At 65.2% G+C, this 25429-nt stretch carries 21 protein-coding genes and 2 riboswitches; of the genes, 16 read left to right on the top strand and 5 right to left on the bottom strand.

The window, feature by feature from the left end; genetic code table 11:
* Positions 1 to 123 precede the first annotated feature (123 nt).
* Positions 124 to 238, bottom strand: a riboswitch (FMN riboswitch).
* 215 nt (positions 239 to 453) lie between these two features.
* On the bottom strand, positions 454 to 960 hold the full coding sequence (locus tag E0E29_RS04345; protein ID WP_130848795.1) for a CarD family transcriptional regulator: 507 nt from the start codon (positions 958 to 960) through the stop codon (positions 454 to 456).
* A 213-nt stretch (positions 961 to 1173) separates the two neighbouring features.
* Between E0E29_RS04345 and E0E29_RS04340 the strand changes: the two genes are divergently transcribed.
* From E0E29_RS04340 to E0E29_RS04290, 12 genes are all read left to right on the top strand, one after another.
* On the top strand, positions 1174 to 3699 hold the full coding sequence (locus E0E29_RS04340) for a tetratricopeptide repeat protein (protein ID WP_130848794.1): 2526 nt from the start codon (positions 1174 to 1176) through the stop codon (positions 3697 to 3699).
* 513 nt (positions 3700 to 4212) lie between these two features.
* Positions 4213 to 4380, top strand: coding sequence for a hypothetical protein (locus tag E0E29_RS18000; RefSeq protein ID WP_165449787.1), 168 nt, complete (start codon positions 4213 to 4215; stop codon positions 4378 to 4380).
* A 220-nt stretch (positions 4381 to 4600) separates the two neighbouring features.
* Complete coding sequence (locus E0E29_RS04335; RefSeq protein ID WP_130848793.1) at positions 4601 to 5167, top strand: manganese efflux pump MntP; 567 nt, start codon at positions 4601 to 4603, stop codon at positions 5165 to 5167.
* 31 nt (positions 5168 to 5198) lie between these two features.
* The gene (locus tag E0E29_RS04330; RefSeq protein WP_130848792.1) at positions 5199 to 6080 is read left to right on the top strand and encodes an RluA family pseudouridine synthase; all 882 of its coding nucleotides are present in this window, start codon (positions 5199 to 5201) and stop codon (positions 6078 to 6080) included.
* A 109-nt stretch (positions 6081 to 6189) separates the two neighbouring features.
* Positions 6190 to 6561, top strand: a complete 372-nt coding sequence (locus tag E0E29_RS04325; RefSeq protein WP_130848791.1) for a FlxA-like family protein — start codon at positions 6190 to 6192, stop codon at positions 6559 to 6561.
* A 129-nt stretch (positions 6562 to 6690) separates the two neighbouring features.
* Positions 6691 to 7731, top strand: coding sequence for a M42 family metallopeptidase (locus tag E0E29_RS04320; protein WP_130848790.1), 1041 nt, complete (start codon positions 6691 to 6693; stop codon positions 7729 to 7731).
* Positions 7732 to 8402: 671 nt separating this feature from the next.
* The gene (recJ, locus tag E0E29_RS04315; protein ID WP_130848789.1) at positions 8403 to 10472 is read left to right on the top strand and encodes a single-stranded-DNA-specific exonuclease RecJ; all 2070 of its coding nucleotides are present in this window, start codon (positions 8403 to 8405) and stop codon (positions 10470 to 10472) included.
* Between the two features lie 37 nt (positions 10473 to 10509).
* Positions 10510 to 12732, top strand: a complete 2223-nt coding sequence (locus E0E29_RS04310) for a RelA/SpoT family protein (RefSeq protein WP_130848788.1) — start codon at positions 10510 to 10512, stop codon at positions 12730 to 12732.
* A 22-nt stretch (positions 12733 to 12754) separates the two neighbouring features.
* Complete coding sequence (locus E0E29_RS04305; RefSeq protein ID WP_130848787.1) at positions 12755 to 12952, top strand: hypothetical protein; 198 nt, start codon at positions 12755 to 12757, stop codon at positions 12950 to 12952.
* Positions 12949 to 14160 carry an ATP-grasp domain-containing protein gene (locus E0E29_RS04300; protein WP_130848786.1) on the top strand — a complete coding sequence of 404 codons (1212 nt, stop codon included), beginning with the start codon at positions 12949 to 12951 and terminating at the stop codon, positions 14158 to 14160. The genes E0E29_RS04305 and E0E29_RS04300 overlap by 4 nt, the downstream gene beginning before the upstream one ends.
* A gap of 41 nt (positions 14161 to 14201) precedes the next feature.
* Positions 14202 to 16052: a glycoside hydrolase family 13 protein gene (locus E0E29_RS04295; protein ID WP_130848785.1), complete on the top strand. Its 1851-nt coding sequence runs from the start codon at positions 14202 to 14204 to the stop codon at positions 16050 to 16052.
* 139 nt (positions 16053 to 16191) lie between these two features.
* The gene (locus E0E29_RS04290; protein ID WP_165449786.1) at positions 16192 to 17328 is read left to right on the top strand and encodes an MFS transporter; all 1137 of its coding nucleotides are present in this window, start codon (positions 16192 to 16194) and stop codon (positions 17326 to 17328) included.
* Between the two features lie 44 nt (positions 17329 to 17372).
* On the opposite strand, the gene E0E29_RS04285 is transcribed toward E0E29_RS04290, so the two are convergent.
* Entirely contained in the window at positions 17373 to 18200 is an 828-nt protein-coding gene (locus tag E0E29_RS04285; protein ID WP_130848783.1) for an epoxyqueuosine reductase, read from the bottom strand.
* 125 nt (positions 18201 to 18325) lie between these two features.
* On the opposite strand from E0E29_RS04285, the gene E0E29_RS04280 reads away from it, so the two are divergent.
* Positions 18326 to 18835 (top strand): hypothetical protein, encoded by a 510-nt coding sequence (locus E0E29_RS04280; protein WP_130848782.1) that lies wholly within the window; start codon positions 18326 to 18328, stop codon positions 18833 to 18835.
* A gap of 114 nt (positions 18836 to 18949) precedes the next feature.
* On the opposite strand, the gene E0E29_RS04275 is transcribed toward E0E29_RS04280, so the two are convergent.
* The 3 genes from E0E29_RS04275 to E0E29_RS04265 all read right to left on the bottom strand — a co-directional run bounded on the left by E0E29_RS04275 (position 18950) and on the right by E0E29_RS04265 (position 22587).
* Positions 18950 to 21091, bottom strand: coding sequence for a polyribonucleotide nucleotidyltransferase (locus E0E29_RS04275; RefSeq protein ID WP_130848781.1), 2142 nt, complete (start codon positions 21089 to 21091; stop codon positions 18950 to 18952).
* Between the two features lie 191 nt (positions 21092 to 21282).
* On the bottom strand, positions 21283 to 21549 hold the full coding sequence (gene rpsO, locus E0E29_RS04270) for a 30S ribosomal protein S15 (RefSeq protein ID WP_130848780.1): 267 nt from the start codon (positions 21547 to 21549) through the stop codon (positions 21283 to 21285).
* A 708-nt stretch (positions 21550 to 22257) separates the two neighbouring features.
* Positions 22258 to 22587, bottom strand: a complete 330-nt coding sequence (locus E0E29_RS04265) for a hypothetical protein (RefSeq protein ID WP_130848779.1) — start codon at positions 22585 to 22587, stop codon at positions 22258 to 22260.
* Between the two features lie 288 nt (positions 22588 to 22875).
* Between E0E29_RS04265 and lspA the strand changes: the two genes are divergently transcribed.
* From lspA to thiT, 3 genes are all read left to right on the top strand, one after another.
* Positions 22876 to 23370, top strand: coding sequence for a signal peptidase II (gene lspA, locus E0E29_RS04260; RefSeq protein WP_130848778.1), 495 nt, complete (start codon positions 22876 to 22878; stop codon positions 23368 to 23370).
* Positions 23345 to 24262 (top strand): RluA family pseudouridine synthase, encoded by a 918-nt coding sequence (locus E0E29_RS04255; RefSeq protein ID WP_130848777.1) that lies wholly within the window; start codon positions 23345 to 23347, stop codon positions 24260 to 24262. Before lspA ends, E0E29_RS04255 begins: the two co-directional genes overlap by 26 nt.
* A 375-nt stretch (positions 24263 to 24637) precedes the next feature.
* Positions 24638 to 24757, top strand: a riboswitch (TPP riboswitch).
* Positions 24758 to 24831: 74 nt separating this feature from the next.
* Complete coding sequence (gene thiT, locus E0E29_RS04250; RefSeq protein ID WP_242622366.1) at positions 24832 to 25419, top strand: energy-coupled thiamine transporter ThiT; 588 nt, start codon at positions 24832 to 24834, stop codon at positions 25417 to 25419.
* Positions 25420 to 25429 lie beyond the last annotated feature (10 nt).

Genomic DNA, 25429 nt, shown 5'->3' with positions numbered 1-25429 from the left:
CAGCGAAAAAATGGCGAGAAACCGGCGCCCCATGGGGGCGCGGGCAACAAAAAACTCTGGAATGTCAAAACATACCAGAGCAGCCGTATGACGTGGGGGGACCTGCGGACAGGTCCTGCGTCCTGCGATCTTCTTCCATCCCGACTGTACGGTCGGCTTCGGAGTTTCACCGAATCATGCCTTGCGGCTCGTGGGCTATACCACCGGTAGGGAATCTCACCCTGCCCTGAAGATCTATCCAGTTTTTACGAGGCACAGTATACGCTCCATGGGGGGCCTTGTCAAGCATAAAAATTCAGGAGACGTGCATGGGGAGCCATAACAAAAAAGTCTTCCCCACGTAGGGGGGAAGCGGGTCCAAAGGACGACATCAGGGGTGGGATTACGGCGCGGTTTGGCGGGCCGCCGGGGCGGGACGAGGGATCGGAAATTTGCGAGGACATCTGAGCATGCTCAGGTGTCGGCCTCCCCCTCCACGGCGGTGCGGATATAGTCGGGGACGGATTCTAGGGGGATGCCGAGCACGGCGGCGATCTCCCCGTGGAGAAGCTCCTGGGCGCTCTTGAGGTAGCGCTGGTCCACCGCGCCGGGGCGCTTGCCGCGTCGGGCGGCCCGCCGGACCTTTTCATAGGCCCCCTTGATGAGACCCACCAGGGCCTGGCAGTTGTGGCTCTTGAGCACAGACACATAGTGGTCCTTGAGGGCGGTGAGACTGCGCTCGGCCAGGGGCTCGGCAGGGATCTGGGGAAACTGTGCCAGCAGATCCCGGACCTCCTCCGGCGTCATGAGGGGGCGGGAAAAGACGGGGCCGTCCACGGGGGCGTAGACGATTCCGGAGCCGTAGAGGGGCTCCAGGGTGTAGTAGAGCCGGTCTTCCCTGCTCCCCTCCAGGGGCCCCACCGCCTTCACCTGGCAGACGCCGCTGCCGCCGTAAATGATCCGATCTCCCGCCTGGTACATGGCGGTGCCTCCTTTCACACACAAAAACCGGCTGAATCAACGGTAAAAGCTCTCTTTTTCTATTTTACCACAATTTTTCAAAGGATGTAAGTAAATTTTCCAGTTCATGGGGAAAGTCGGAGACGGGAAGGTTCTTGAATCCGCTGCCCGGGTGATGTAGAATGAAAAACAAAGCGCCCGCGCATGGGCGGAAAGGACGGGTGACGGCAGAGCATGCTGGAGGAAAAGGAGAAGGGGACGCCGGAGGGGCAGGAGAACGTGGTATTCGTGAATACGGCCCTCATCTGGCGCGCCATGGAGCAGGTCCAGCGGTCTCAGGCCGATTTCCGGGCCCTGCTGGAGCAGGCCCACGAGGACCCGGCTGTGGCCTACGACGTGGGGCTGCGGTACGCCCAGGGGGACGGTGTGGACGCCGACCTGAAGGAGGCCGCCCACTGGTTCGCCGTGGGGGCGGAGACGGGAGACCTGCGGGCGGTGGAGGCCCTGGGCCGCTGCTGCCAGGCGGGCGACGGCGTGGACTTCGACCCGGTCCGGGGGGCGGAGCTCTTCCACCAGGCGGCGGAGGAGGGCTACCTCCCCGCCGTGTGCGACCTGGGTCTTTGCTATGAGGCAGGTGACGGCGTGGAGGTGGACCCGGTCCGGGCCGCCGAGCTCTACCGCCAGGCCGCCGAGGAGGGCTACGCCCCCGCCCAGTGCAACCTGGGCGTGTGCTATCTCAACGGCATCGGCGTGGAGGCCGACCCTGCCCGGGGTACGGAGTGGCTGAGCCGGGCCGCTGAGCAGGGCTTCCCCCGTGCTCAGAGCATCCTGGGCGTGTGCCGGGAGAACGGCACCGGCGTGGAGACCGACCTGGTGGAGGCCGCCCGGCTCTACCGTCAGGCGGCGGAGCAGGGCTACGCCCCTGCCCAGTGCAACCTGGGCGTGTGCTACCTCAACGGCATCGGCGTGGAGGAGGACGAGGGCACGGCCATCGACTGGCTGGAGCGCTCGGCGGCCCAGGAGTTTCCCCGTGCCCAGAGCATTTTGGCCGACTGCCTCCAGGCGGGCCGCGGGACGGCGGAGGACCTGAAGCGGGCGGTGTCCCTCTATGAGCAGGCGGCGGAACAGGACTACCTGCCCGCCGTGTGCGACCTGGGCCTGTGCTACGAGAGCGGCACCGGCGTGGCCGCCGACCCGGTCCGGGCGGTGGAGCTCTACCGCCGGGCGGCGGAGGGTGGCTATGCCCCCGCCCAGTGCAATCTGGCGGTGTGCTGTCTCAGCGCCATCGGGATGGACCGGGACGAAAAGGAGGCCGTGGTGTGGCTGGAGCGGGCGGCGGAGCAGGAGTTCCCCCGTGCTCAGAGCATTTTGGCCGACTGTCTCCAGGCGGGCCGCGGCACGGAGCGGAACCTGGAGCGGGCAGCGGAGCTCTATGGGAAGGCGGCGGAGCAGGGGTACCTGCCCGCCATCTGCGACCTGGGCCTGTGCTACGAGGTGGGCGAGGGCGTGCCCGAGGACAAGGCCAAGGGTGCGGCGCTCTACCTCCAGGCCGCCGAGGGGGGCTATCCCCGGGCCCAGTGCAACCTGGGCTTCTGCTGCCTCCACGGCATCGGCGTGGAGAAGGACGGCGCGCAGGCGGTCCACTGGCTGGAGCGGGCGGCGGAGCATAACTTCCCCCGGGCCTTCGACCTGCTGGGAGGCTGCGCCGCCGACGGCGTCGGCATGGAGCAGGACCCGGCCAAAGCGGCGGAATACTACCGCCGGGGGGCGGAGCTGGACTATCCGCCGGCCATGGTGAGCCTGGGCCTGTGCTATGAGAACGGCCGGGGGGTGGAGGCCGATCCGGCCCGTGCCCTGGAGCTCTACTGCCGGGCGGGCGAGCGTGGGGAGCCGGCGGGGGCCTGCAACGCGGGCTACTGCTATCTCACCGGCATCGGTACCGATCCCGACCCGGCCAAGGCCATCCCCTGGCTGGAGAAGTCGGCGGAGCTGGACTATCCCCGCGCCCTGGACCTCCTGGGGGACTGCTGCTGGAACGGCGACGGCGTGGCGCAGAGCGACCAGCAGGCGGCGGCATACTACCGCCGCGGGGCCGATCAGAACTACGCCCCCTCCCTGGCCAGTCTGGGCCTGTGCTACGAGCTGGGCCGGGGAGTGGCCGAGGACGAGGCCAAGGCGGCGGAGCTCTACCGGCGCTCGGCGGAGCGGGGCTACGCCTACGCCCAGTGCCAGCTGGGCCGCTGCCTCCTCTACGGCACCGGTCTGCCCCAGGACCCGGATGAGGGGGAGTCCTGGCTGAGAAAGGCCGCCGACCAGGGCCACAACGAGGCCCGGTATCACCTGGGCCGGTGCCTGCTGCTGGGGGAGCGGCTCAGAAAGGACCCGAAGGAGGGGGAGACCCTTCTGCGGGCGGCGGCGGAGAACGGCCATACCCAGGCCCAGTTCCTCTTGGGCAGCGAGTATCTGGAGGGAGACCGGCTGCGCCGGGATGAGCGGCTGGCGGCGGAGTTTTTGAGCCGGGCCGCCGAGCGGGACCACGCCGGCGGGCTCTATCTGCTGGGCAGGTGCTATGCCGAGGGCCGGGGGGTGGCCAAGGACCTCCAGCGGGCGGAGGAGCTCTACTGCCGCTCCGCCGAGCTGGGCGACCGGGACGCCGCCCAGGCCCTGAAGGAGCTCCGGGCCGCCACCGCCCGGAAGCCCGAGGAGCCGCCCCAAAAGGGCGGTTTCCTGGGCCTGCTGAAGAAATTCAAGGGAAAATAAACCCACGAGGAGGGGGACGCCGTCAGGCGTCCCCCTCCCTCCGTTCTAACCATCGGGCGGCCACAGGCCGCCCACCAACCCACGCCGCGTCATAGGGAATCCCAGGCAGCGGCGCCACGTCCCGACGCCCACCCACGCAGGCGGCGAAAAAAGTTGGGATAGGACCACGGCTTGTCCCTGTTCCGCCCAGGTAGTCTACTGTAGACGGGGCTGGACCTCGATGGGGGCGTAAAGACGGGCCGCCGGATTCCTATTTGGAGCCACCTAACCCCTTTGGGAGCCCCTTTTTCTTTGGATTCCAAAAACCGTTCTTTTTCCTGCGGGAAAAAGAAACGGGTTTTGAACCGTCTCTCCCGTCCTTTCACGTAACAGAAAGCAATGGGCCGATACGTGGTTTGGCGCACCGCCCTGCCCTTCAAAAAAATTTTTTTCACCTGTCACAAAAGGGCCCTCCCGGTCGATATACCCTACAGAAGGACCTCCGCCGGGGCGGAGGAGAAGGGAGGGCACGCCATGACGGGAAGAAAAAAGAGGTCGCTCCTGCCGGTGGTGGGACTGGTGGCCGTAGCGGCGGCGGCGCTGCTGTTTCTGGGGGTTTGGACCCAGGCGAGCCGGGCGGAGAACTGGGCCCAGGAGCCCTCCCAGGTCCCGTTTGTGCTGGCCTGCCCGGATTTTGCTTGACAGGGGAAAAAGTTCATGTTACCATACTTTTCAAGCATAAGGGAGTAGTCGGCGCGGCCACCGCGTAACGGAGCCAACATGCTGGAGCGGTGCGCTCCTGGCTTTGTTTTCAATGACGAGACTTATCTGCTTTGGGCAGATGGGTCTCTTTTTTTGTGCCCCGACGCATACCCTGTCCCAGGACCCCTCTGCCGGATCTGCATCAGGGAGGAATGTCATCATGAGCTTGTGGGAACTGTTTATCATCGCTGTGGGCCTGAGCATGGACGCCTTTGCCGTGTCCATCTGTAAGGGGCTGTCGGTGGGCCGGGTATCCCCCCGCCACGCCCTCACCTGTGGGGTGTGGTTCGGGGGCTTCCAGGCCCTCATGCCCGCCATCGGCTGGCTCCTGGGTACCCGGTTCCAGACCCTCATCACCACCGTGGACCACTGGATCGCCTTCGTGCTCCTCTGCATCATCGGCGGCAACATGGTCCGGGAGTCCTTCGGGGACGAGGAGGAGGAGGTCTCCGCCTCCTTCTCCCCCGCCGCCATGCTCCCCCTGGCGGTGGCCACCAGCATCGACGCCCTGGCCATCGGCGTCACCTTCGCCTTCCTCAGCGTGGACATCGGACCCGCCGTGGGCTTCATCGGCTGCACCACCCTGGTCCTCTCCGCCATCGGCGTGTGGGTGGGCGGCTTCTTCGGCGACCGGTGGAAGGCCCCCGCCGAGCGCTTCGGCGGTATCGTGCTCATCCTCATGGGCTGCAAGATCCTGCTGGAACACCTGGGCATCCTAGTGTTATAATAGCGGTACATCAGAGATAAGGAGGTCCCCTATGGACGAGAGACGGCTTTTGACGGTGGAGGAGGAGACCACCCTCCTCCCCTTCCTGCTCCTCCGGGTGAAGGACAAGTCCCGGAACACGGTGAAGGGTCTGCTGTCCCGGCGGCAGGTGATGGTGGACGGCAAGGTGGTCACCCGGTTCGACACCCCCCTGACCCCCGGCCAGACGGTAGAGCTGCTGCCCAAGAGCGCCGCCGGCGCCGCCGAGCTCCCCTTCCCCATCCTCTATGAGGACGCCGGGCTCATCGCCGTGGACAAGCCCGCCGGGCTCCTCTCCATGGGCAACGAGCGGGAGCGCCGCCGCACCGCCTACCGGGCGGTCTCCGAGTATGTGAAGGCCCGGGAGCCGGGCAAGCGCATCTTTATCGTTCACCGGCTGGACCGGGACACCTCCGGTGTGCTGGTCTTTGCCAAGGACGAGAAGCTCAAGCAGGCCCTCCAGGACAACTGGGAAAAGTTAGTAAAAAAGCGGGGCTATGTGGCGGCGGTGGAGGGCCACCTCCCCCAGGCGGAGGGGACGGTGCGCTCCTGGCTCCGCGAGACGGCCACCCACCTGGTCTACTCCGGCCCCAAGGGCCGGGAGGCCAAGGAGGCGGTGACACGCTACCAGGCGGTGGCGGAAAACCGGGGCTACACCCTGGCGGCGGTGGAGATTGACACCGGCCGGAAAAACCAGATCCGGGTCCACATGCAGGACCTGGGCTGCCCCATCGCCGGCGACCGGCAGTACGGCGCCCAGACCGACCCCATGGGGCGGCTGGCCCTCCACGCCGACGTGCTGGTCCTCACCGACCCCCGGAGCAAAAAGGACCTTGTTCTGAAGGCCCCTCTGCCCGTCCCCTTCCGCAAGCTCTTCCCCGGCGTGGAGCTGTGAGGGCGCGGCCCCAAAAAGTTTAGATTTTCTTTGTAAAATCGCCATAGAAAATGTTAGATCTGCGGTGTAGACTGGGTCCATCTCAAAGGGAAAACAGAGGTGAACTGCCATGGTGATCGGAGACATGGGGAGCGGCGGCAGCCGGCAGAGCGGCCAGGACGAGGCCACCATAGAGCTGCGGCTCCGGCATCTGGAGGTCCAGCTCCAGCAGGTGGAGACCGACCGGACCCTGTCCGAGGAGGAGCGGGAGACCCAGGAAAAGACGCTGGAGGGGCGCATCGACCAGCTGGAGCGGCAGGTGGACGCCGCCTCTTCCACCCAGAGCGTCTCCGGGGCGCAGCCGGAGGCCACGGCGGTGGTATCGAACCGGGCCAGGACGCCCCGGTTCGACACCTTCTCCACCCGGACCGCCGAGCCGTCCATGGGGCTCAATAAGCTCACCCGGGACGAGCGGGGTGAGGTGTCGGTGGAGCTGGAGTGACCTTTCCGCCATACGTTCTATCAAACAGACCGACCGTGGGACCTTCCCACGGCCGGTTTTTCGTTGCCTTTTCCCGGGAAAGCGGGTATGATAGGGGGATGAAAACACAAACGGGAAGGAAGGAACCATATGGACTTTAACGGCTGCAAGGATTTTCTCATGGAGACGGCAAAGACCCTCCTGACCACCGACTCCCCCAGCGGCTTCACCCGCCGGGCGGTGGAGGCGGCGGAGGGCATCGCCCAGGGCCTAGGCTACGCCACCCGCCGCACCAACAAGGGCGGACTGGTCATCGAGGTACCCGGCCGGGAGCACACCAAGAAGGTGGGCCTGTGCGCCCACATCGACACCCTGGGCCTCATGTGCCGGTCCATCAGCCCCAAGGGCGAGCTGATGGTGACCAAGATCGGCGGTCCCCTCATGCCCACCCTGGACGGCGAGTACTGCAAAATCTACACCCGGGAGGGCAAGGTGTACACCGGCACCGTCCTCTCCCTCTCCCCCGCCACCCACGTCTTTGACGACGCCGCCACCCGTCCCCGGGACGAGCAGAACATGTATGTCCGCCTGGACGAGGTGGTCAAGACCGCCGAGGATGTCCGGGCCCTGGGCATCGAGGTGGGCGACTACGTCTGCTACGACCCCAAGACCACCGTCACCGAGAGCGGCTTTTTGAAGTCCCGCTTCATCGACGACAAGGGGAGCGCCTCCTGCCTGCTGACCCTTCTGAAGCTGATGGCCGACGCCGGGACAAAGCCCCGGTATGACGCCGAGATCCACCTCACCGTCTATGAGGAGGTGGGCCACGGCGGCGCCACCATCCCCTGGGACCTGGACGAGCTGCTGGCGGTGGACATGGGCTGCGTGGGCCTGGACCTCACCTGCACCGAGGAGCAGGTGTCCATCTGCGCCAAGGACTCCGCCGGGCCCTACGACTACGACATGGTGAGCCGCCTGGTGGCCCTGGCCAAGGAAGGCGGTGTGGACTACGCCGTGGACGTCTACCCCCACTACTCCTCCGATGTAGCGGTGGCCTGGAAGGCGGGCAGCGACGCCAAGGCCGCCCTCATCGGCCCCGGCGTCCAGGCCTCCCACGGCATGGAGCGCACCCACTTCCACGGCATGCGGGAGACCATCAAGCTCATCGCCCTCTATCTGGAGTGTGCGTAAGGGTCTGACCGGGACCCCCATTTGCGCCTGTGTTTGGCTTTTGGCCGCCCTTGGGCCTTCCCCTGGGGGAAGGTGGCTGGCCGAAGGCCAGACGGATGAGGGGGAGCCTTGCAGTGTAGTGCTACGTCTCGTTTCCTTGTCTTTCTGCTACGTAAAAGGACGGGAGAGACGGTCAAAACCCATTTCTTTTTCCCTGCTGGAAAAAGAATGGTTTTTGGAATCCAAAGAAAAAGGGGCTCCGTGTGGGTTGAGTGGTCCCAAATAGGAATCCGGCGGCCCGGCTTTACGCCCCCATCGAGGTCCAGCCCCGTCTACGGTAGACTACCCCGGCGGAACAGGGACAAGCGGTGGTCCTATCCCACATTTTTTCGCCCCTGCGTGGGTGGGTGTCGAAACGTGGTGCCGCTGCCCGGTATTCCTTCTGTCGCGGGTGTGGGTCCGTTTTTCTTACCTATTCACTTTTCACTGTTACCTCTTCCCTTGATTTGTGTGGTGCGCCGGACAGACACCACGCCGCCCTTTCTGTCCTTTTTGTCCTTATTCGGGACCCGTCCCTCCTCCACCGGAGGGACGGGTCCTTTTCCCTTTGCCATACCCCGGACTTTCCCTTGTAAGTGCCGGGGGGATTTGGTATAATAAAAGTTGATTTTTTGAAATTTGAGGCCAAACGGATGAAGTACAAGAAATGGAATCTGGCAGCCCCGGAAAGGAGCGCCGTGGAAGGGCTGCGGAGGGCCGGGCTGCCGGCTCTGGCAGCCCTGGTGCTGTGCGCCCGCGGGCTGGATGACCCGGCGGCGGCCCAGGATTTCCTGTCCGCCGGGGAGGCGCCCCTCCATGATCCCTTCCTCCTCAGGGACATGGACAAGGCGGCGGCCAGGCTGACGCTGGCCCTGGAGCGGGGGGAATCCATCGCCGTCTACGGCGACTACGATGTGGACGGCATCACGTCCACCTGTCTTTTGACCCAGTTCCTCCGGAGCCGGGGGGGTCAGGTCATCCCCTATATCCCCGACCGGCTGGAGGAGGGCTACGGCCTCAACCGTGAGGCGGTGGACCACCTGCACCAGGCGGGGGTGAGCCTCATCGTGACGGTGGACTGCGGCATCACCGCCGCCGCCGAGACCGAGTACGCAAACAGCCTGGGCATGGAGGTAATCATCACCGACCACCATGAGTGCAAGGAGGTCCTCCCCGCCGCCGCGGCGGTGGTGGACCCCCACCGGAGCGACTGCGGCTATCCCTTCCCCTGCCTGGCCGGGGTGGGTGTGGCCCTGAAGCTGGCCCTGGCCCTCACCCCGCCGGAGGAGCGGCAGGCAGTCTTCGAGAGCTGCTCCGACCTGGCCGCCGTGGGCACGGTGGCCGACGTTATGAGCCTTACCGGGGAGAACCGGACCATCGTCCGGCAGGGGCTGCGTACCCTGGCCCACACCAAGCGGCCCGGCTTCAAGGCCCTCATCCGGGAGGCGGGGGCGGAGAGCCGGTGTCTCACCGCCACAGGCATCGGCTTCACCCTGGCGCCCCGGATCAACGCCGCCGGACGCATGGGGAAGGCCTGGGTGGCCGCCGAGCTGCTCCTCACCGACGACCCCGCCCGGGCCGAGCTGCTGGCCAGGGAGCTGTGTGAGCTCAACCGGGAGCGGCAGGCCATCGAGGCCGACATCTACCAGGAGTGCCTGGCCCGCCTGGAGCGGGAATCGGCCGCCCCCCGCCGTGCTCTGGTCCTCTCCGGGGAACACTGGCACCAGGGGGTGGTGGGCATCGTGGCCTCCCGCCTGGCCGATCGGTATTCCTGCCCCACCTTCATGATCTGCCTCCAGGACGGCAAGGGAAAGGGCTCCTGCCGGAGCTTCGGGGGCTTCAACCTCTTTAAGGCACTGGAGTCCTGTGCCGATTTGCTGGAGGGCTTCGGGGGCCACGCCCTGGCCGCCGGCTTTACCATTCTGGAGGAACACGTCGACGCCTTCCGGAAGCGGATGGAGGAATGTGTGGAGGCCTGGAGCGGCGGGGCCGAGCTGGTGTCGGTGCTGGACGTGGACGCTGAGCTCCCCGCCCCCAATCTGCTGACGGTGGAGGAGGTCCACGGCCTTGGCGTGCTGGAGCCCTACGGGGCGGGCAACCCCAAGCCGGTGTTTTCCCTGACGGGCTGCACCGTGTCCACCCTCAGCGAGGTGGGCGGCGGCCGGCACCTGAAGCTGCGCCTGAGCCGCTGCGGCCACAGTCTGGACGCCATCTTCTTCTCGATGACGGCCCAGATGGCGGGTCTTGCCCCCGGGGACCGGGTGGACGTGGCCTTCACCCCTCAGATCAACGAATTCCGGGGCACCCGGTCGGTGCAGCTCCAGCTGTGCGACCTGCGCCCCGCTCCCACCCGTATGGAGGCCGAGCAGGCCCTCTACGACCGCCTGCGGCAGGGGGAGAGCCTGACCGCCCGGGAGGCGGCCACCCTCATCCCCAGCCGGGCGGAATTTGCCGCCGTGTGGCGGTATCTCAGCGGCCACGCCCGGCAGGGCCGGGTGGAGGATACCGCCCGCCGTCTGGCCCGGGGGGTCTCCCGGACCTACGGCATCAAGGAGACCGTCATGCGGACCATGGTCTGCCTGGAGGTCCTGGATGAGCACGGACTCATCCGGGTGGAGCAGTCCACCGACCACCTGCGCATCGACCTGTGTGAGGTAGAGGGCAAGGTGGACCTGGAGGACTCCACCCTCATGAAGCGGCTGCGCCGCCTCTCCCAGAGCTGAAGGCCGGGACGGGGCGCATTTTAAAAGAGGTGATCGTATGGACCCCGTCTTAGAGAGCTATCACGCCCTGGAAGAAAAGATCAAGCAGTATAACCACAACCTGGACACCAAGCGGCTCTACGCCGCCTTCCAGTACGCCGACCAGGCCCACTCGGGACAGCTGCGCAAGGATGGCTCCCCCTATATCACCCACCCCCTGGCGGTGGCGGAGATCGTGGCCGAGCTGGAGCTGGACACCGACTCCATCATCGCCGCCCTCCTCCACGACTGCATCGAGGACACCGGCGCCACCCATGAGGAGATCGCCAAGCTCTTCGGACCCACGGTGGCCGACCTGGTGGAGGGCGTCACCAAGCTGACCCGGGTGCAGTACACCTCCAAGGAAGAGGAGCAGATGGAGAACCTGCGAAAAATGCTCATGGCCATGGCCAAGGACATCCGGGTCATCCTCATCAAGATCTGCGACCGGCTCCACAACATGCGTACCATGGAGTACCAGACCCCCCGCAAGCAGCGGGAGAAGGCCCTGGAGACCATGGAGATCTACGCCCCCATCGCGCACCGGCTGGGCATGCAGAAGATCAAGTGGGAGCTGGAGGACATCTCCCTGCGGTACCTGGACCCGGTGGGCTACCAGGAGATCGGGGACGAGCTCATCCGCCGCTCCTCCGCCCACGAGGAGTTCATGGCCAGCATCCAGCAAAAGATCCAGGAGCGGCTGGCGGAGGAGGGCATCCAGGCCACGGTGTACGGCCGGGTGAAGCACATCTACTCCATCTACCGAAAGATGTTCGCCCAGAACAAGACCCTGGACGAGATCTTCGACCTCTATGCCTTCCGGGTCATCGTGGACGACACCAACGAGTGCTACAACGTCCTGGGCTGTATCCACGACCTCTTCAAGCCGGTGCTGGGCCGGTTCAAGGACTATATCGGCACCCCCAAGCCCAACGGCTATCAGTCCCTCCACACCACGGTCATCGGCCGGGAGGGCATCCCCTTCGAGGTGCAGATCCGCACCTGGGACATGCACCACACGGCGGAGTACGGCATCGCCGCCCACTGGAAGTACAAGCAGGGCCTGGCCAACGACAAGCTGGGCACCGAGGAGGCCTTCGAGTGGGTCCGCAAGCTGCTGGAGAGCCAGCAGGACACCGAGGCCGAGGAGTACGTCCGCACCCTGAAGGTGGACCTCTTCGCCGACGAGGTCTTTGTCTTTACTCCCCGGGGCGACGTGGTCAACCTGCCCGCCGGGGCCACCCCCATCGACTTCGCCTACAACATCCACTCCGCCGTGGGCAACGCCATGACGGGGTGCAAGGTCAACGGGCGCATCGTCACCTTTGACTACCAGCTCCAGTCCGGCGACATCGTGGAGGTCATCACCTCCAAGTCGGCCCACGGCCCCAGCCGGGACTGGATGAAGATCTGCAAGTCCAACGAGGCCCGCAACAAGATCAAGCAGTGGTTCAAGAAGGAGCGCCGGGAGGAGAACATCGTCACCGGCCGGTCCATGTTCGAGTCAGAGCTCAAGCGGGCCGGCATCCAGCTGGCCGCCATTACCGGCGAGGAGGTTTTCCCCCACCTCCTCAAGAAGGTGGGATCCGGCAGCCTGGACGACCTCTACGCCGCCATCGGCTACGGCGGCATGACCGCCCAGAAGGCGGTCAACCGCATCCGGGACGAGCTGCTGCGGCTCACCCGGGACAAGAACGAGAAGGCGGCCGCCGAGCAGCTGGCCGCCCAGACCACCTCGCCCCAGCTCTCCGCCCCCGCCAAGCTCATCCCCGGCGCCAAGCGCAGCGAGTCGGGCATCATCGTGGAGGGCCTGGACAACTGCCTGGTGAAGTTTGCCAAGTGCTGCACCCCGGTGCCCGGGGACCCGGTGGTGGGCTTCATCACCCGTGGCTTCGGCGTGTCGGTCCACCGGCAGGACTGCCCCAACGCCGACCCCGCCAAGCGCAAGCCCGAGGAGGCCGGCCGCTGGGTGAAGGTCTCCTGGGGCGAGAGCGAGCAGAGCACCTACCAGACCTCTCTGGAGATCTCCGCCAAGGACCGGGACGGCCTGGCCCTGGATGTGACCATGGCCCTCACCGCCGCCAAGGTGAAGGTGAGCAACTTCTCCGCCCGTGGTCTCCCCGACGGCTACGCCCTGGTGTCCATCGTCCTGGAGGTCAAGGACAAGAACGAGCTCACCGGCCTCATCAACAAGCTGGGCCAGATCTCCGGCGTCTATCAGGTCAAGCGGGCCACCGGCTGATGGCCCGCCGAGGAGCCAAGCCATGACAGAGAGAGAAGCGCAACTGGACAAGAAGCTGTCCGAGGCCTTTGCCGGGGGCGGCATCCGCCGCCGGGAGCTGCGGCTCACCGACGAGGAGGCCGCCTGGGCGGCGGCCCGGTATCCCGTCCGGGTGGTCCCCATGGGCCCCGGCGGAGACAAGCACTGGTATGAGATCATCTTTCAGGGAGCTGAACAATGATGGAGACAACCTTCCTCCCCCTCCTCTTCGGCGGGGACATCAACGTGTACAGCATGGCCCGGGCCTTCCACGAGGCCTACGGCATCCGCTCCACCGCTTACGGCAAGTTCGCCACCGGCGTGTGCTATGAGAGCGCCATCCTGGACTACCGGGTGTGCGCCAAGAACGAGGACGGGCCCACCTTCTACGACAACGTGTGCAAGTTCGCCCGGGCCAACCCGGACAAGACGGTGCTGGTCATCGGCTGCGGCGACAGCTACGTGAAGCTGGCGGCCCAGTACAAGGACCGGTTCCCGGCCAACGTCATCGCCCCCTATATCGACCTGGCGCTCATGGACGAGCTCACCGACAAGGAGCGGTTTTATGAGCTGTGCGACCAGTACGGCATTGACCACCCGGCCACCTTCGTCTACCACAAGGAGATGGGCCACGACTTCCAGCTGCCCTTCGAGCCGCCCTATATCTGCAAGCCGGCCAACGGCGTCCACTACTGGGAGCACGACTTCCCAGGGAGCGAAAAGGTCTTTACCCTCCCCGACCGGGAGAGCCTGGAGGCCACCCTGGACAAGGTCTACGCCGCCGGCTACCCCGACGCCATGATCATCCAGGAGTTCATCCCCGGGGACGACAGCTTCATGCGGGTCCTCACCTGCTACTCCGATGAGCATGCTCAGGTGAAGCTGATGTGCCTGGGCCATGTGCTCCTGGAGGAGCACACCCCCCACGGCATCGGCAACCACGCCGTCATCATCACCGAGCCCGCCGACGGTATGGCGGAAAAATTCAAGGCCTTCCTGGAGGACGTGGGCTTTACCGGCTTTTCCAACTTCGACATCAAGTACGACCAGCGGGACGGGAACTTCAAGGCCTTTGAGATCAACACCCGCCAGGGCCGCAGCAACTACTATGTGACCGGGGCGGGCTACAATCTGGCCAAGCTCCTGGTGGAGGACCGGGTGGAGCATAAGGACCTGGAGCTCACCGTCACACGGAACCGCTCCCTATGGATGGTGGTCCCCCACAAGGTGGCCTTCGACTATACCCCCAAGCGCTACCACCAGGAGATGAAGGCCCTCATCCGGGCGGGAGCGGTGACCAACCCCCTCCTCTACGGACCCGACGCCGCTTTCAAGCGTAAACTGAGACTGGAGAAAAACCAGCTGGGCCACTTCGTGAAGTTCAGAAAGTACTACCACCGGCCGGACTGAGGTGCCCGCTGCCCATTCTGCGCGATCGTGAGTGATGTAGTTTGACTGACACGCCTATTTTTGACTCCCGGGACCCCCGGTGCAAGACCCCCTACGGGGCGGTGGCATCGGGCGTTCCGGTGCGCCTCACCCTCCGCCCCTGGAGAGGGGACGGCTGGTCCCGGGCCTTTGTGAAGGCACGGTTTGAGTTTCGGAACGACGAGACGGTGACCCTCCCCATGCCCTGGACGGGGCTGGACGGGGACCGGGACCTCTTTTCCTGTGAACTGGACACCGCCGGCTATCTGGGCCTGGTGTGGTACTCCTTCCGGCTGGAGCGGCTGGACGGCAAGTGTTTGGAGCTGCCGGAGCGGCAGCTCACCGTCTACGACGGTACCGCGGAGGTGCCTGCCTGGTTCGGGGAGGGTGTAACCTACCAGATCTTCCCCGACCGATTCCGCCGCACCAGCGTCCCCGACCCCACCGGCATGGTGGGGGGCCGCAGCGTCCACACCGGCTGGTTTGAGGAGCCGGTGTGGCGGCCCGATGAGCGGGGGGAGGTCCGCAACCGGGACTTCTTCGGCGGCTCCCTGGCGGGAGTGGTGGAGAAGCTGGACTACCTCCAGAGCCTGGGGGTGGAGACCCTTTACTTCTGCCCCATCTTCGAGGCCCCGGAGAACCACCGCTACGGCACCGGCGACTATGAAAAAATTGACCCCATGCTGGGCACCAACGAGGACTTCTCCCTGCTGTGCGCCGCCGCCCGGGCCAGGGGCATGCGGGTGATGCTGGACGGGGTCTTCAACCACCAGGGCTTCGTGAGCAAGTATTTCAACGGGGACGGCTCCTACCCCGATCTGGGGGCCCACCAGTCCAAGGAGTCCCCCTACTATAACTGGTACCACTTCTCCCACTGGCCGGACCGGTATGAGTCCTGGTGGGGCATCTACTCCCTGCCGGCGGTGAACGAGAGCGAGCCCAGCTATGTGGACTATATCATCGAGAATGAAAACAGCATCGTCCGCCGGTGGCTGGAGGCGGGGGCCGACGGCTGGCGGCTGGACGTGGCCGACGAGCTCCCCGACGAGTTCGTGGGGAAGCTCCACGCCGCCGCCCGGGCGGTGAAGCCGGAGGCCGTCATCATCGGCGAGGTGTGGGAGGACGGCTCCAACAAGGTGGCCTACGGCGTCCGCCGCAAGCACCTGCTGGGGGGCTATCTGGACGGCCTCATGAACTACCCATTCCGCAGCGCCCTCCTCACCTGGCTCCTCTCCCACAACGCCGGGGCTTTTCGGGAGACCATGGAGACTTTGCGGGAGAACTACCCCCCCGCCGCCTTCTACTCCGCCATGAACTCCCTGGGCACCCACGACACCCCCCGCATCCTCACCCTGCTGGGGGTGGGGGGCGACTGCGGCGGGGAGAGCAAGGAGTGGCGGTCCACCTACCGGCTCACCCCGGAGCAGCGGGCCCTGGGGGTGCAGCGGCTGCGGCTGGCCTCCCTGGTGCAGTACGCCTTCCCGGGCAGCCCCACCACCTACTACGGCGACGAGGCGGGCATGGAGGGCTTCGAGGACCCCTTCAACCGCCGCACCTTCCCCTGGGGGAGCGAGGACCAGGACCTCACCGCCTGGTATACCGCCCTGGGCAGGGCCCGGAAGGAGCTCACCCCCCTGCGGAAGGGGGACATCGCCTATGTGAGGGCGGAGGGAGCGGTGCTGGCCTTCACCCGGACCTGGGAGGGGGACAGCGTCCTCTGCGCCGCCAACGCCGGCGACCGGCCCACCGTTCTCACCGTGGCGGGCAGCTGGGCCCAGGTGGACGGGTCCATGGTGTGGCCCGCCAACGCCGAGACCGGCCAGGCCGCCATCCGACTCTCCCCCATGAGCGGCCTGCTGCTGCGGCGGCTGTAATTTCTGTATCTTTGAAAGGAGCGCGTGTGTTGATGTTTGGTCCCATCTGATGCCCCTCTGTTTCGTTGGGTCCGCCTGCGGCGGGCCTTCCGGCGCTGCCCATTTGGCCGCGCCAGAACGAAAACAGGAGGAAATACAGATGGATACCAGGCGCAATACCGCGCTCTTTTTTGCTGCCTATTTTTTGGAGGGGCTGTGCTTTTACGCCCCTGTGGCCACCCTCTACCGCCAGTCCGCCGGTCTCACTCTGGCTCAGATGGGGTTCATCGAGTCGGTGTCGGTGGCCCTCATGCTCCTGCTGGAGATCCCTTGGGGCCGTGTGGCCGACCGGCTGGGCCACCGGCGGGTCATCGTCCTCTCCACCGCCCTCTACGCCCTCTCCAAGGTGGTCTTTTGGCGGGCGGACGGCTTTGGGGACTTCCTGCTGGAGCGGGTCATCCTGGCCGTGGCCCTGGCCGGGCTCTCCGGCTGTGACTCCGCCTACCTCTACGCCTGCGGCGCCCCAGAGGAGGGACAGCGGCGCTTCGGCATGTGGGGAGCCGTCCAGACCGCCGGACTGGTGACGGCGGGGGTGTGCTCTACCCTCTTTTTTGGGGAGAACTACCGCTCCGCCGCCGGGTGGACGGTGGTGACCTACGGCCTGGCCGCCCTCCTCACCCTCTTCCTCACCGAGCCCCAGGGGGCGGCGCCCCCGGCGGAGGAGCGCCCGCCCCTCCGCGCCGCCCTGGGGTGGAGCCTTGCCCACGCCCCCCTGCTGGTGGGGGCCGCCCTCTTCACCGAGACGGTGCAGTTCGTCACCGTTTTCCTCTCCCAGCTCCAGTACCAGCGCTCCGGCATCCCCCTCCGGTGGTTCGGCCTCCTCTATCTCCTGGTCACCCTGGCCGCTCTGGCGGGGGTCCGGTCCCACCGGCTCACCGGCAGGCTGGGAAGGCGGGGCGGTGTCCTTTTGCTGCTGGGGGGCAGCGCCGCCCTGTGCCTCATGATGGCCCTCCTTCCCCTGCCTGGGGCGTCGGTGCTGGGGATCATGGGGCTTCGGGCGGCGGGAGCCCTCTTTGAGCCGGTCTCCCTGGACCTCCAGAACGCCGCCGCCCCTCCGGGATGCGCCGCCGCCCAGCTCTCCTGCAACGCCATGGTCATGGAGCTGACGGAGGCAGCTTTAAACCCCGCCTTTGGGGCTGCCGCCGACCTGGGCACCGGCTGGGCCCTCCTGCTGGGAGCGGCTGCCTGCGGCGTGGGCTTGGTCCTCTTTCTGCACGGCATGGGGCGTCTGAACTAACAAAAATCGCCGGCTTTGGACTCTCGTCCAAAGCCGGCGCTCTTTTATTTCTCTTCTTTCAGCTTCAGGTTCCGCTCCAGCACGCCGGGGCCACGCCAGGTAAAGGCCCGGTCCGGGAAGGCGGCCTGGAACTGTTTCCGGGTGGAGTTTTCCACATCTTTGGTGGTCAGTGTGGAAAGAAGCTTGTCCCGGAACTCCGGCAGGGGCGTGGTGGGGACATCACGGTTGTAGGGGCAGACGGTCTGGCAGGCGTCGCAGCCCCAGATGAGGTCGTGGCGGCGGAGAAGGTCAGTCTGCTCCGCCGTCAGCTCCCCCTTGCGCTGGGTGAGCTCGGAGAGACAGATGGAAATGTCAAACCCATTGGGGCCCAGGGCTTTCCCGGGACAGGCGGCCAGGCAGGCGCCGCAGCCCATGCAGTCGGGGGAGGGCGCGGGGGCGGAGGGCAGGGGCAGGTCGGTGAGGACCGTGGCCAGAAAGAGCCAGCTCCCCCAGGGGGGCAGGATGACGAGGCCGTTCTTTCCCCGCAGGCCCAGCCCGGCCAGATGGGCGGCCTCCCGCTCCGGCAGGGGGGAGTTGTCCACAAGTGGGATAAATTTGTGGAAAGGATGGGCCTCCTCCAGGGCGGCGCAGACAGGAGCGAGCCGCCGGGCCAGGGCGGTGTGGTAGTCCTCTCCCCGGGCGTAGCGGGACAGGTTGCCGGGGACCTCCCCGGCGTAGTAGGGAAAGGCGGCCACATACACCCCGGCGGGGGCGGGACAGAGCCCCTCCGCCTTGGCCTGAGCATGCTCATCCATGTGGGGCAGCAGGTCGGCGTAGGCGCAGGTCCCCCACCCGGCGGCTCCGGCCTGGCTCCAAAGCGTATCCAGTTCCATGGCGGGCACCCCTTTCGTGAGCTTCGCGGGGAGCGGCGGGCGCTCCAGGTTGACAGAGTGTGAAAAATCGGATATGATGGGGCTGAAAAGGCCCGGACAAAAACAGATGGAAGGGAGCGGGACATATGAAAGGGTATACCGGCCGCCGGAGCAGGTGGAAGTGGGGTCTGCTGGTTCTGGCCGCGGCGCTTATTCTGGCGGGTGTCCTGGGGGTCCGGTGGTGGAACGGGCAGAGCCGCACCGTGTCCATGTCCGACCAGGAGCGGGAGGCCTACGGCCTCTACCGGGTGACCCCGCCCGACGGGGAAAAGACCGCCCTCACCGCGGAAGGGCTGCTGACACACTGCGTCCCTGAGACCACGGAGGTGCTGGACAACGACGGCGAGCCTCTGGAGACGGGCACCTACACCTCCGATGTGCTGGAGGACTGGCTGCCGGACTGCCAGGGGCTGCGGGGGATCTCCAGCCTGGACGAGCTCCTGTATATCGTCTATGATACGGAAGGGGGCTGGCAGGTGTGGCTCACCTATGGGGCGGAGGGCCTCACGAGTCAGCTGGTCTACGAGCCGGATACAGACACCCTCTACCAGCCGATCACAGGAGAGAAGACCTTCCACTTCCGGTATGGAAAATAGCAAAACAGCGCCGGATCACAGCCGGGGCGGCAAAGGCTGCCCCGGCTGTTTGCGCACCATAGAAAAAACCGGGCGGGCGGATGTGGTTCCGCCCGCCCGGTCACTTGGGCGTTCTTACTTCTTCAGGCCGGGGTTGTTCTCCAGCTCGCGGAGGGCGTCCTTGTAGGACAGGTTCACGCGGCCCTTCTCGTCGATCTCGATGACCTTGACCCAGATCATGTCGCCGATGTTGACCACGTCCTCGCACTTCTCCACGCGGCGGTTGGAGAGCTTGGAGATGTGGACCATGCCGTCCTTGCCGGGAGCCAACTCCACGAAGGCGCCGAAGGGCAGGATGCGGACCACCTTGCCGTAGTACAGCTGACCCACCTCAGGCACGAAGACGATGGTCTCGATGGTCTTCTTGGCGGCGTCGCAGGAGGCCTTGTCCACACCGGCGATGTAGATGGTGCCGTCGTCCTCGATGTCGATCTTGGCGCCGGTGTCGGCGCAGATCTTCTGGATGACCTTGCCGCCGGAGCCGATGACCTCGCGGATCTTGTCGGGGTCGATCTTCATCTTGACCATCTTGGGGGCGGTGTCGGCCACGTCCTCCCGGGGCTTGGAGATGCAGGGGAGCATGATCTCGTCCAGGATGGCGTAGCGGGCGTCCTTGGTGATCTCCAGGGCCTCCTTGATGATGGCGTGGGAGAGGCCGTCGTTCTTGATGTCCATCTGGATGGCGGTGATACCGGCCTTGGTGCCGGCCACCTTGAAGTCCATCTCGCCGTGGAAGTCCTCCACGCCCTGGATGTCAATGAAGGTGGTGAAGCCGCCGTCATCGTCCTGGATGAGGCCGCAGGAGATGCCGGCCACGGGGGCCTTGATGGGCACGCCGGCGTCCATGAGGGCCAGGGTGGAGCCGCAGATGGAGCCCTGGGAGGTGGAGCCGTTGGAGCTCAGGACCTCGGAAACCACGCGAATGGCGTAGGGGAACTCCTCCACAGGGGGGATGACGGGGTCCAGAGCGCGCTCGGCCAGGGCGCCGTGGCCCTTCTCGCGGCGGTTGGTGGACCGGGCGGCACGGGCCTCACCGGTGGAGTAGGCGGGGAAGTTGTAGTGGTGCATGTACCGCTTCTCCTCCTCCTCCCAGATGGTGTCCAGCTTCTGGGCGGCGGAGAGGGTGTTCAGGGTGCAGATGGAGAGGACCTGGGTCTGGCCGCGGGTGAAGAGGCCGGAGCCGTGGACCTTGGGCAGCACGCCCACCTCGGCAGCCAGGGGACGGATCTCGTTCTTGGCGCGGCCGTCCACGCGGTGGCCCTCCAGGAGCCAGGCCTTGACGATCTTCTTCTGGAACTTGTAGGTGATCTCCTCCAGGTACTGGTCCATGTCGGGGTGGCTCTCCAGGTACTTCTCGTGCCACTTCTCGATCATGGCGTTCCAGCGGGACTCCCGGATGTTCTTGTCGTCGGTGTCCATGGCGGCCTTGGCCTCGTCCATGAAGTTGGCGACGATGTCGTCGAAGAGCTCCTGGTCGAAGGCGGCATGGTCGTAGGTCATCTTCTCACGGCCGATCTCGGCGACGATCTCGTTGATGAAGGCCACCTGCTTGCGGCACTCCTCGTGGGCCTGCAGGATGGCGTCATACATGATGTCGTCGGGGATCTGGTCGGCGCCGGCCTCGATCATGATGACCTTGCCGTCGGTGGCGGCCACAGTGAGGTCCAGCTTGGAGGCGTGCTTCTGCTCCTGGGTGGGGTTCTTGACAATCTGGCCGTCCACGTAGCCCATCTCCATGCAGCCGATGGGGCCGGCCCAGGGAATCTCGGAGTAGGCAAGGCAGGCGGACACACCGATCATGGCGGTCATCTCGGGAGAGCAGTCCCGGTCCACGCTCATGACGGTGCAGGTGACCACCACATCGTTGCGGAAGTCGTAGGGGAAGAGGGGACGGATGGAGCGGTCGATGACGCGGGCGGCCAGCACGGCGGGCAGGGAGGGCTGACCCTCACGGCGCATGAAAGAGCCGGGGATGCGGCCAACGGCGTAGAGCTTCTCCTCAAAGTCCACGCTCAGGGGGAAGAAGTCCACGCCGTCCCGGGGACGGGGGGCGGCGGTGACAGCCACCAGCACGGTGGTCTCGCCGTAGGAGACTATGGCGGAGGCGGTGGCCAGCTCGGCCACCTTGCCCACGTCGATGGTGAGGGGATGGCCGCACAGGTCCATCTTGTAGGTCTTGTGGTTGGGGAACTGCTTGTGAGTGATGACGGTTGACATGTTGTTCCTCCTTTGTAATCTGGATGCACGTCAGAGCCGTCTGGCCGTTTTTAGCATTTGAACGTGGGTCCGGGCGCTCCGGGCACAGGTTCAACTGCTAAAAAAGCCGTTTGGGCTCTGAACGCGGGTGAAAAATGGGGCGGATTGGAAGAAAGGGTGGTGCGGAAGCCCACACCACCCTCATTCACTTCTTACTTTCTGATGCCCAGCTTGGCGATGATGGCGCGGTAACGCTCCACGTCCTTCTTGGCCAGGTAGTCCAGCATCTTACGGCGCTTACCGACCATCTTCAGCAGGCCGCGGCGGCTGTGGTTGTCGTGGATGTGGATCTTCAGGTGCTCGGTGAGCTCCTGGATGCGGGCGGTCAGAATGGCGATCTGCACCTCGGGGGAACCGGTATCAGTAGCGTGGGTGCGGTTGGCCTCAATGACGGCCGTCTTTTCGTCCTTACGGATCATGGGAAATTCCACCTTTCATTTGATTTGCCCGAGGGCTGCGTAACGGGCGGGTGAAAACCCCCGCGTGAGAGCGGGCTGTGTCCCGAAACGAGGCATCTGGGCGGTATTGGCACTTTTCATACCTTAGTAGATTATCATATCCTTGCCGTAAAGTAAAGGAAAAATTCCTGTTTTGCCAAAAAAAATTCCGCGCAGCGGGCCTTCCCGAAGGGGAAAGGTCCGCTGCGCGGATGCTGTGATACTGAAACCGCCCCGGCGTAGGGTGAGCCTTCCCCTGAGGGTCTGACTGTCCGGTGGACAGTCAGAAGAAATGACTTCTTCCTTAACCCGTGGTGGCTGGCCAGAGGCCAGACGGATGAGGCCGCAGCGTAAAGAAAATGTGCCGGCGGCACATTTTTAGCGTAGGCCCGGCCAGCTATGCTGGACGGGTTTCGCCGGAAAGGACGGGAGAGACGGCTCAAAACCCGTTTCTTTTTCCCTGCTGGAAAAAGAACGGTTTTTGGAATCCAAAGAAAAAGGGGCTTCCAGGCGGGTTGAGTGGTGCCAAATAGGAATCCGGCGGCCCGTCTTTACGCCCCCGCCCAGCACCAGCACCGTCCACAGGAGACTCCGCCGGTGGAACAGGGACAAGCTGTGGTTCTATCCAAACTTTTTTCGCCGCCTGCGTGGGTGGGCGTTGTGACGTGGTGGCGCTGACAGATATGACCTCTACCCCAGCAGGCTCAGGAAGGCGGCCAGGGCCCCGGCGGTGAGGGCCACCACGGCGACGCTGGCGCACAGGTCCAGCACCACCGCCGCGCGGCGGAGCCGCCGCTGCCGCCGCGCGGAGCGCCGGCGGGGGCTCATGGGGGCGGGCTTGGGCAGCAGATAGAGCTCGGGCCCCTGGTCCCTGGGCTCCGGGTCGGGCACCGGCTCTTCCAGCACGGGGGCCAGATCTCCGCCGGAGACCGCGGAGAGCTTTTGGCGGTAGGCCGCCAGATCCACCAGGTTCCCCTGGTGGCGAATGAAGTGTTCCGTCCTGTAATAAATGGTCTGCATACCGCGATCCCTCCTATGCTGCGGGCCTGCCGCCGTTTGATTGGGTGCCTTTTACTTTCTTAGACGGTACCAGTGCCCAAAAGGTTTCCAGAACTTTTGTTCGAGTCGATCATACAACAAATGTTCGATTGCTGTCAAGGGGGAAAATCACATTGCCGGTCCCAAAAAGAGGACGGGGCAGAAAGGTGATTGTAAACCGGTCGGATTTTGATATAATGAAAAGGTATGATACCGGCCCTCTGAAGGGCCAGGCCGGCCTGGGGCCGGAGACAAGGAGTTTTTACCGCTATGCTGTATGCCCTGCTCGCGGCGGTCCTGGTGGCCGCCGACCAGGTGGTCAAGTACCTGGTCCGCGCAAACATCCCCCTGGGGACCTCCGTCCCCTTCCTCCCCGGCCTGGTGGAGCTCACCTACGTGAAGAACACCGGCGCCGCATTTTCCATCTTCTCCGACCACACCTGGGTCCTGACCCTCATCTCGGCGGTGGTGGCGGTGGCCATCGCCGTGGCCCTGCTGCGCCGGGTGATCCGCCACCCCTTCGGAGTCACCTCCCTGACGGTGGTCTTTGCCGGGGCGGTGGGCAACCTCATCGACCGGGCCCTCTTCGGCTTCGTCACCGACATGTTCAACCTCCAGTTCATGCGCTTTGCCGTCTTTAACGTGGCCGACATCTGCGTGGTCTGCGGCGGCATCGCCTTCTGCTTCTACTTCCTCTTCTACTACGACAAGCTGGAGAAAAAGGAGGGGGCTCACGACCATGACGGATCTGCGGCTGACGGCTGACCAGGACGGAGAGCGGCTGGACCAGTTCCTGGCCCGGAGCGTGGAGGGCCTCACCCGTTCGGCGGCCCAGCGGCTCATTGAGGAGGGGGCGGTCACCTGCAACGGCAAGGCCGTGAAGAAGAACGCCCGCACCGCCGTGGGGGACGCGGTGGACCTCACCCTCCCCGACCCGGAGCCGGTGGACGTCCTGCCCCAGGACATCCCTCTGGACGTGGTCTACGAGGACGCCGACGTCATCGTGGTCAACAAGCCGGTGGGCATGGTGGTCCACCCCGCCCCCGGCCATCCCAACGGCACTTTGGTCAACGCTCTGTTATATCACTGTAAAAATAGTCTCTCCGGAATCAACGGAGAACTGCGGCCGGGCATCGTCCACCGCATCGACCGGGACACCTCGGGGCTGATCATCGCCGCCAAGAACGACGCCGCCCACCTGGCTCTGGCGGCCCAGCTTCAGGACCACTCCCTGTACCGCTACTATGAGGCGGTGTGCGTGGGGGGTCTGAAGGAGGACAGCGGCACCGTGGACGCCCCCATCGGCCGCCACCCGGTGGACCGGAAGAAGATGGCGGTGGACCGGAAAAACGGCCGTGAGGCGGTGACCCACTGGGAGGTGCTGGGGCGTTATTCTGGCTATACCCACATCGGCTGCCGGCTGGAGACGGGCCGCACCCACCAGATCCGGGTCCATATGGCCTCCATCGGCCATCCCCTGCTGGGGGATGCGGTGTACGGCGCCAAAAAGCCGGTGCCGGGGCTGGCGGGCCAGTGCCTCCACGCCCGGAAGCTCTCCTTTGTCCACCCCCGCACCGGGGAGCGCATGACGGTGGAGTGCCCCCTGCCCCACTGGTTCACGGCGGTGCTGGACAAGCTGGAGCACGGGCGGCTGTGAGGAGCCGCCGCCAACTGCAACGCTTTTCACTCCCGTCATTCTGAGGCGAAGCCGAAGAATCCGCATCTCCCATCCCTAAACGCCCCCTCATCCGGCGGCTGCGCCGCCACCTTCCCCCCTGAGGGGGGAAGGTTTTGTGGGAGGTGGTTTCTTATACCTTCCCCCTCCAAGGGGGAAGGTGCCCCAGTGAGCACACTGGGGCGGATGAGGGTGCGCTTCATTTGTGGGGCGCGCCGGGGTCGTCGCGCCCCACAAATAAAAGGAAGAGGGAAAAGTGAATCGTGAAGAATAAAGAGGGGCGGAGGGGCACCCCCCTGCCCCCCTTTCTTGACAATCCCCGTGCGGTGAGATAAAATGAGGTCCGACCGCAGGACAAATCGAATACAGGGGCGCTGGACGCAAGGCCGGCTGAGATGCAGGGGAATAGTGCTTCCCCCGGTCCCTTGAACCTGATCCGGGTAATGCCGGCGTAGGAAGAGGATTCGACCTTTTGTCGTTTCTCCCGTACCGCATTGCGCAGAGTATCCAGGTTTGCGCTGCGGTACATTTTTGCAAAGGGAGAAATTGATATGGACAACACCGCGTATGTCAAGCCCAGAGCCCGCCGCAAAAACACCACCCGCATGCTCTGCGAGGGTGCCATCATGGTGGCTCTGGCCCAGATCCTCAGCTATATCAAGCTCATGGAGCTGCCCAACGGCGGTTCCCTCACCCCCGCCATGTTCCCCATCCTCCTCTTCGCCCTGCGCTGGGGCCTGAAGGACGGATTGCTGGCGGGCTTCGTCTTTGGCCTTTTGCAGCTGATCTTTGACGGCGCCTACGCCTTGGGCTGGCAGTCCATGCTGCTGGACTACCTGCTGGCCTTCACCCCCCTCGGCCTGGCCGGCCTCTTCAAGGGCAAGGCCTGGGGCATCTTCCCCGGCACCGTGCTGGGCTGCGCCGCCCGCTTCGTCATCCACTACATCAGCGGCGTCACCATCTACCGTATCGCCGCCCCCACCGAGGTGCTGGGGACGGTCTTTGATAACCCCGAGCTCTATTCCGTGGTCTACAACGGCTCCTACATGCTCCCCAACACCGTGCTGGCCCTGGTCATCGCGGCGCTGCTGTACGTGCCCATGAAGAAATACTACGCGGGGAGCGATCTCATTGGATAAGGTGTGATTT

The organism is Intestinimonas timonensis (assembly GCF_900626145.1).
GTDB lineage: Bacteria > Bacillota > Clostridia > Oscillospirales > Oscillospiraceae > Intestinimonas > Intestinimonas aquisgranensis.
Note: the sequence above shows the minus strand (reverse complement) of the source record. Positions and strands in the feature narration are given on the sequence as shown.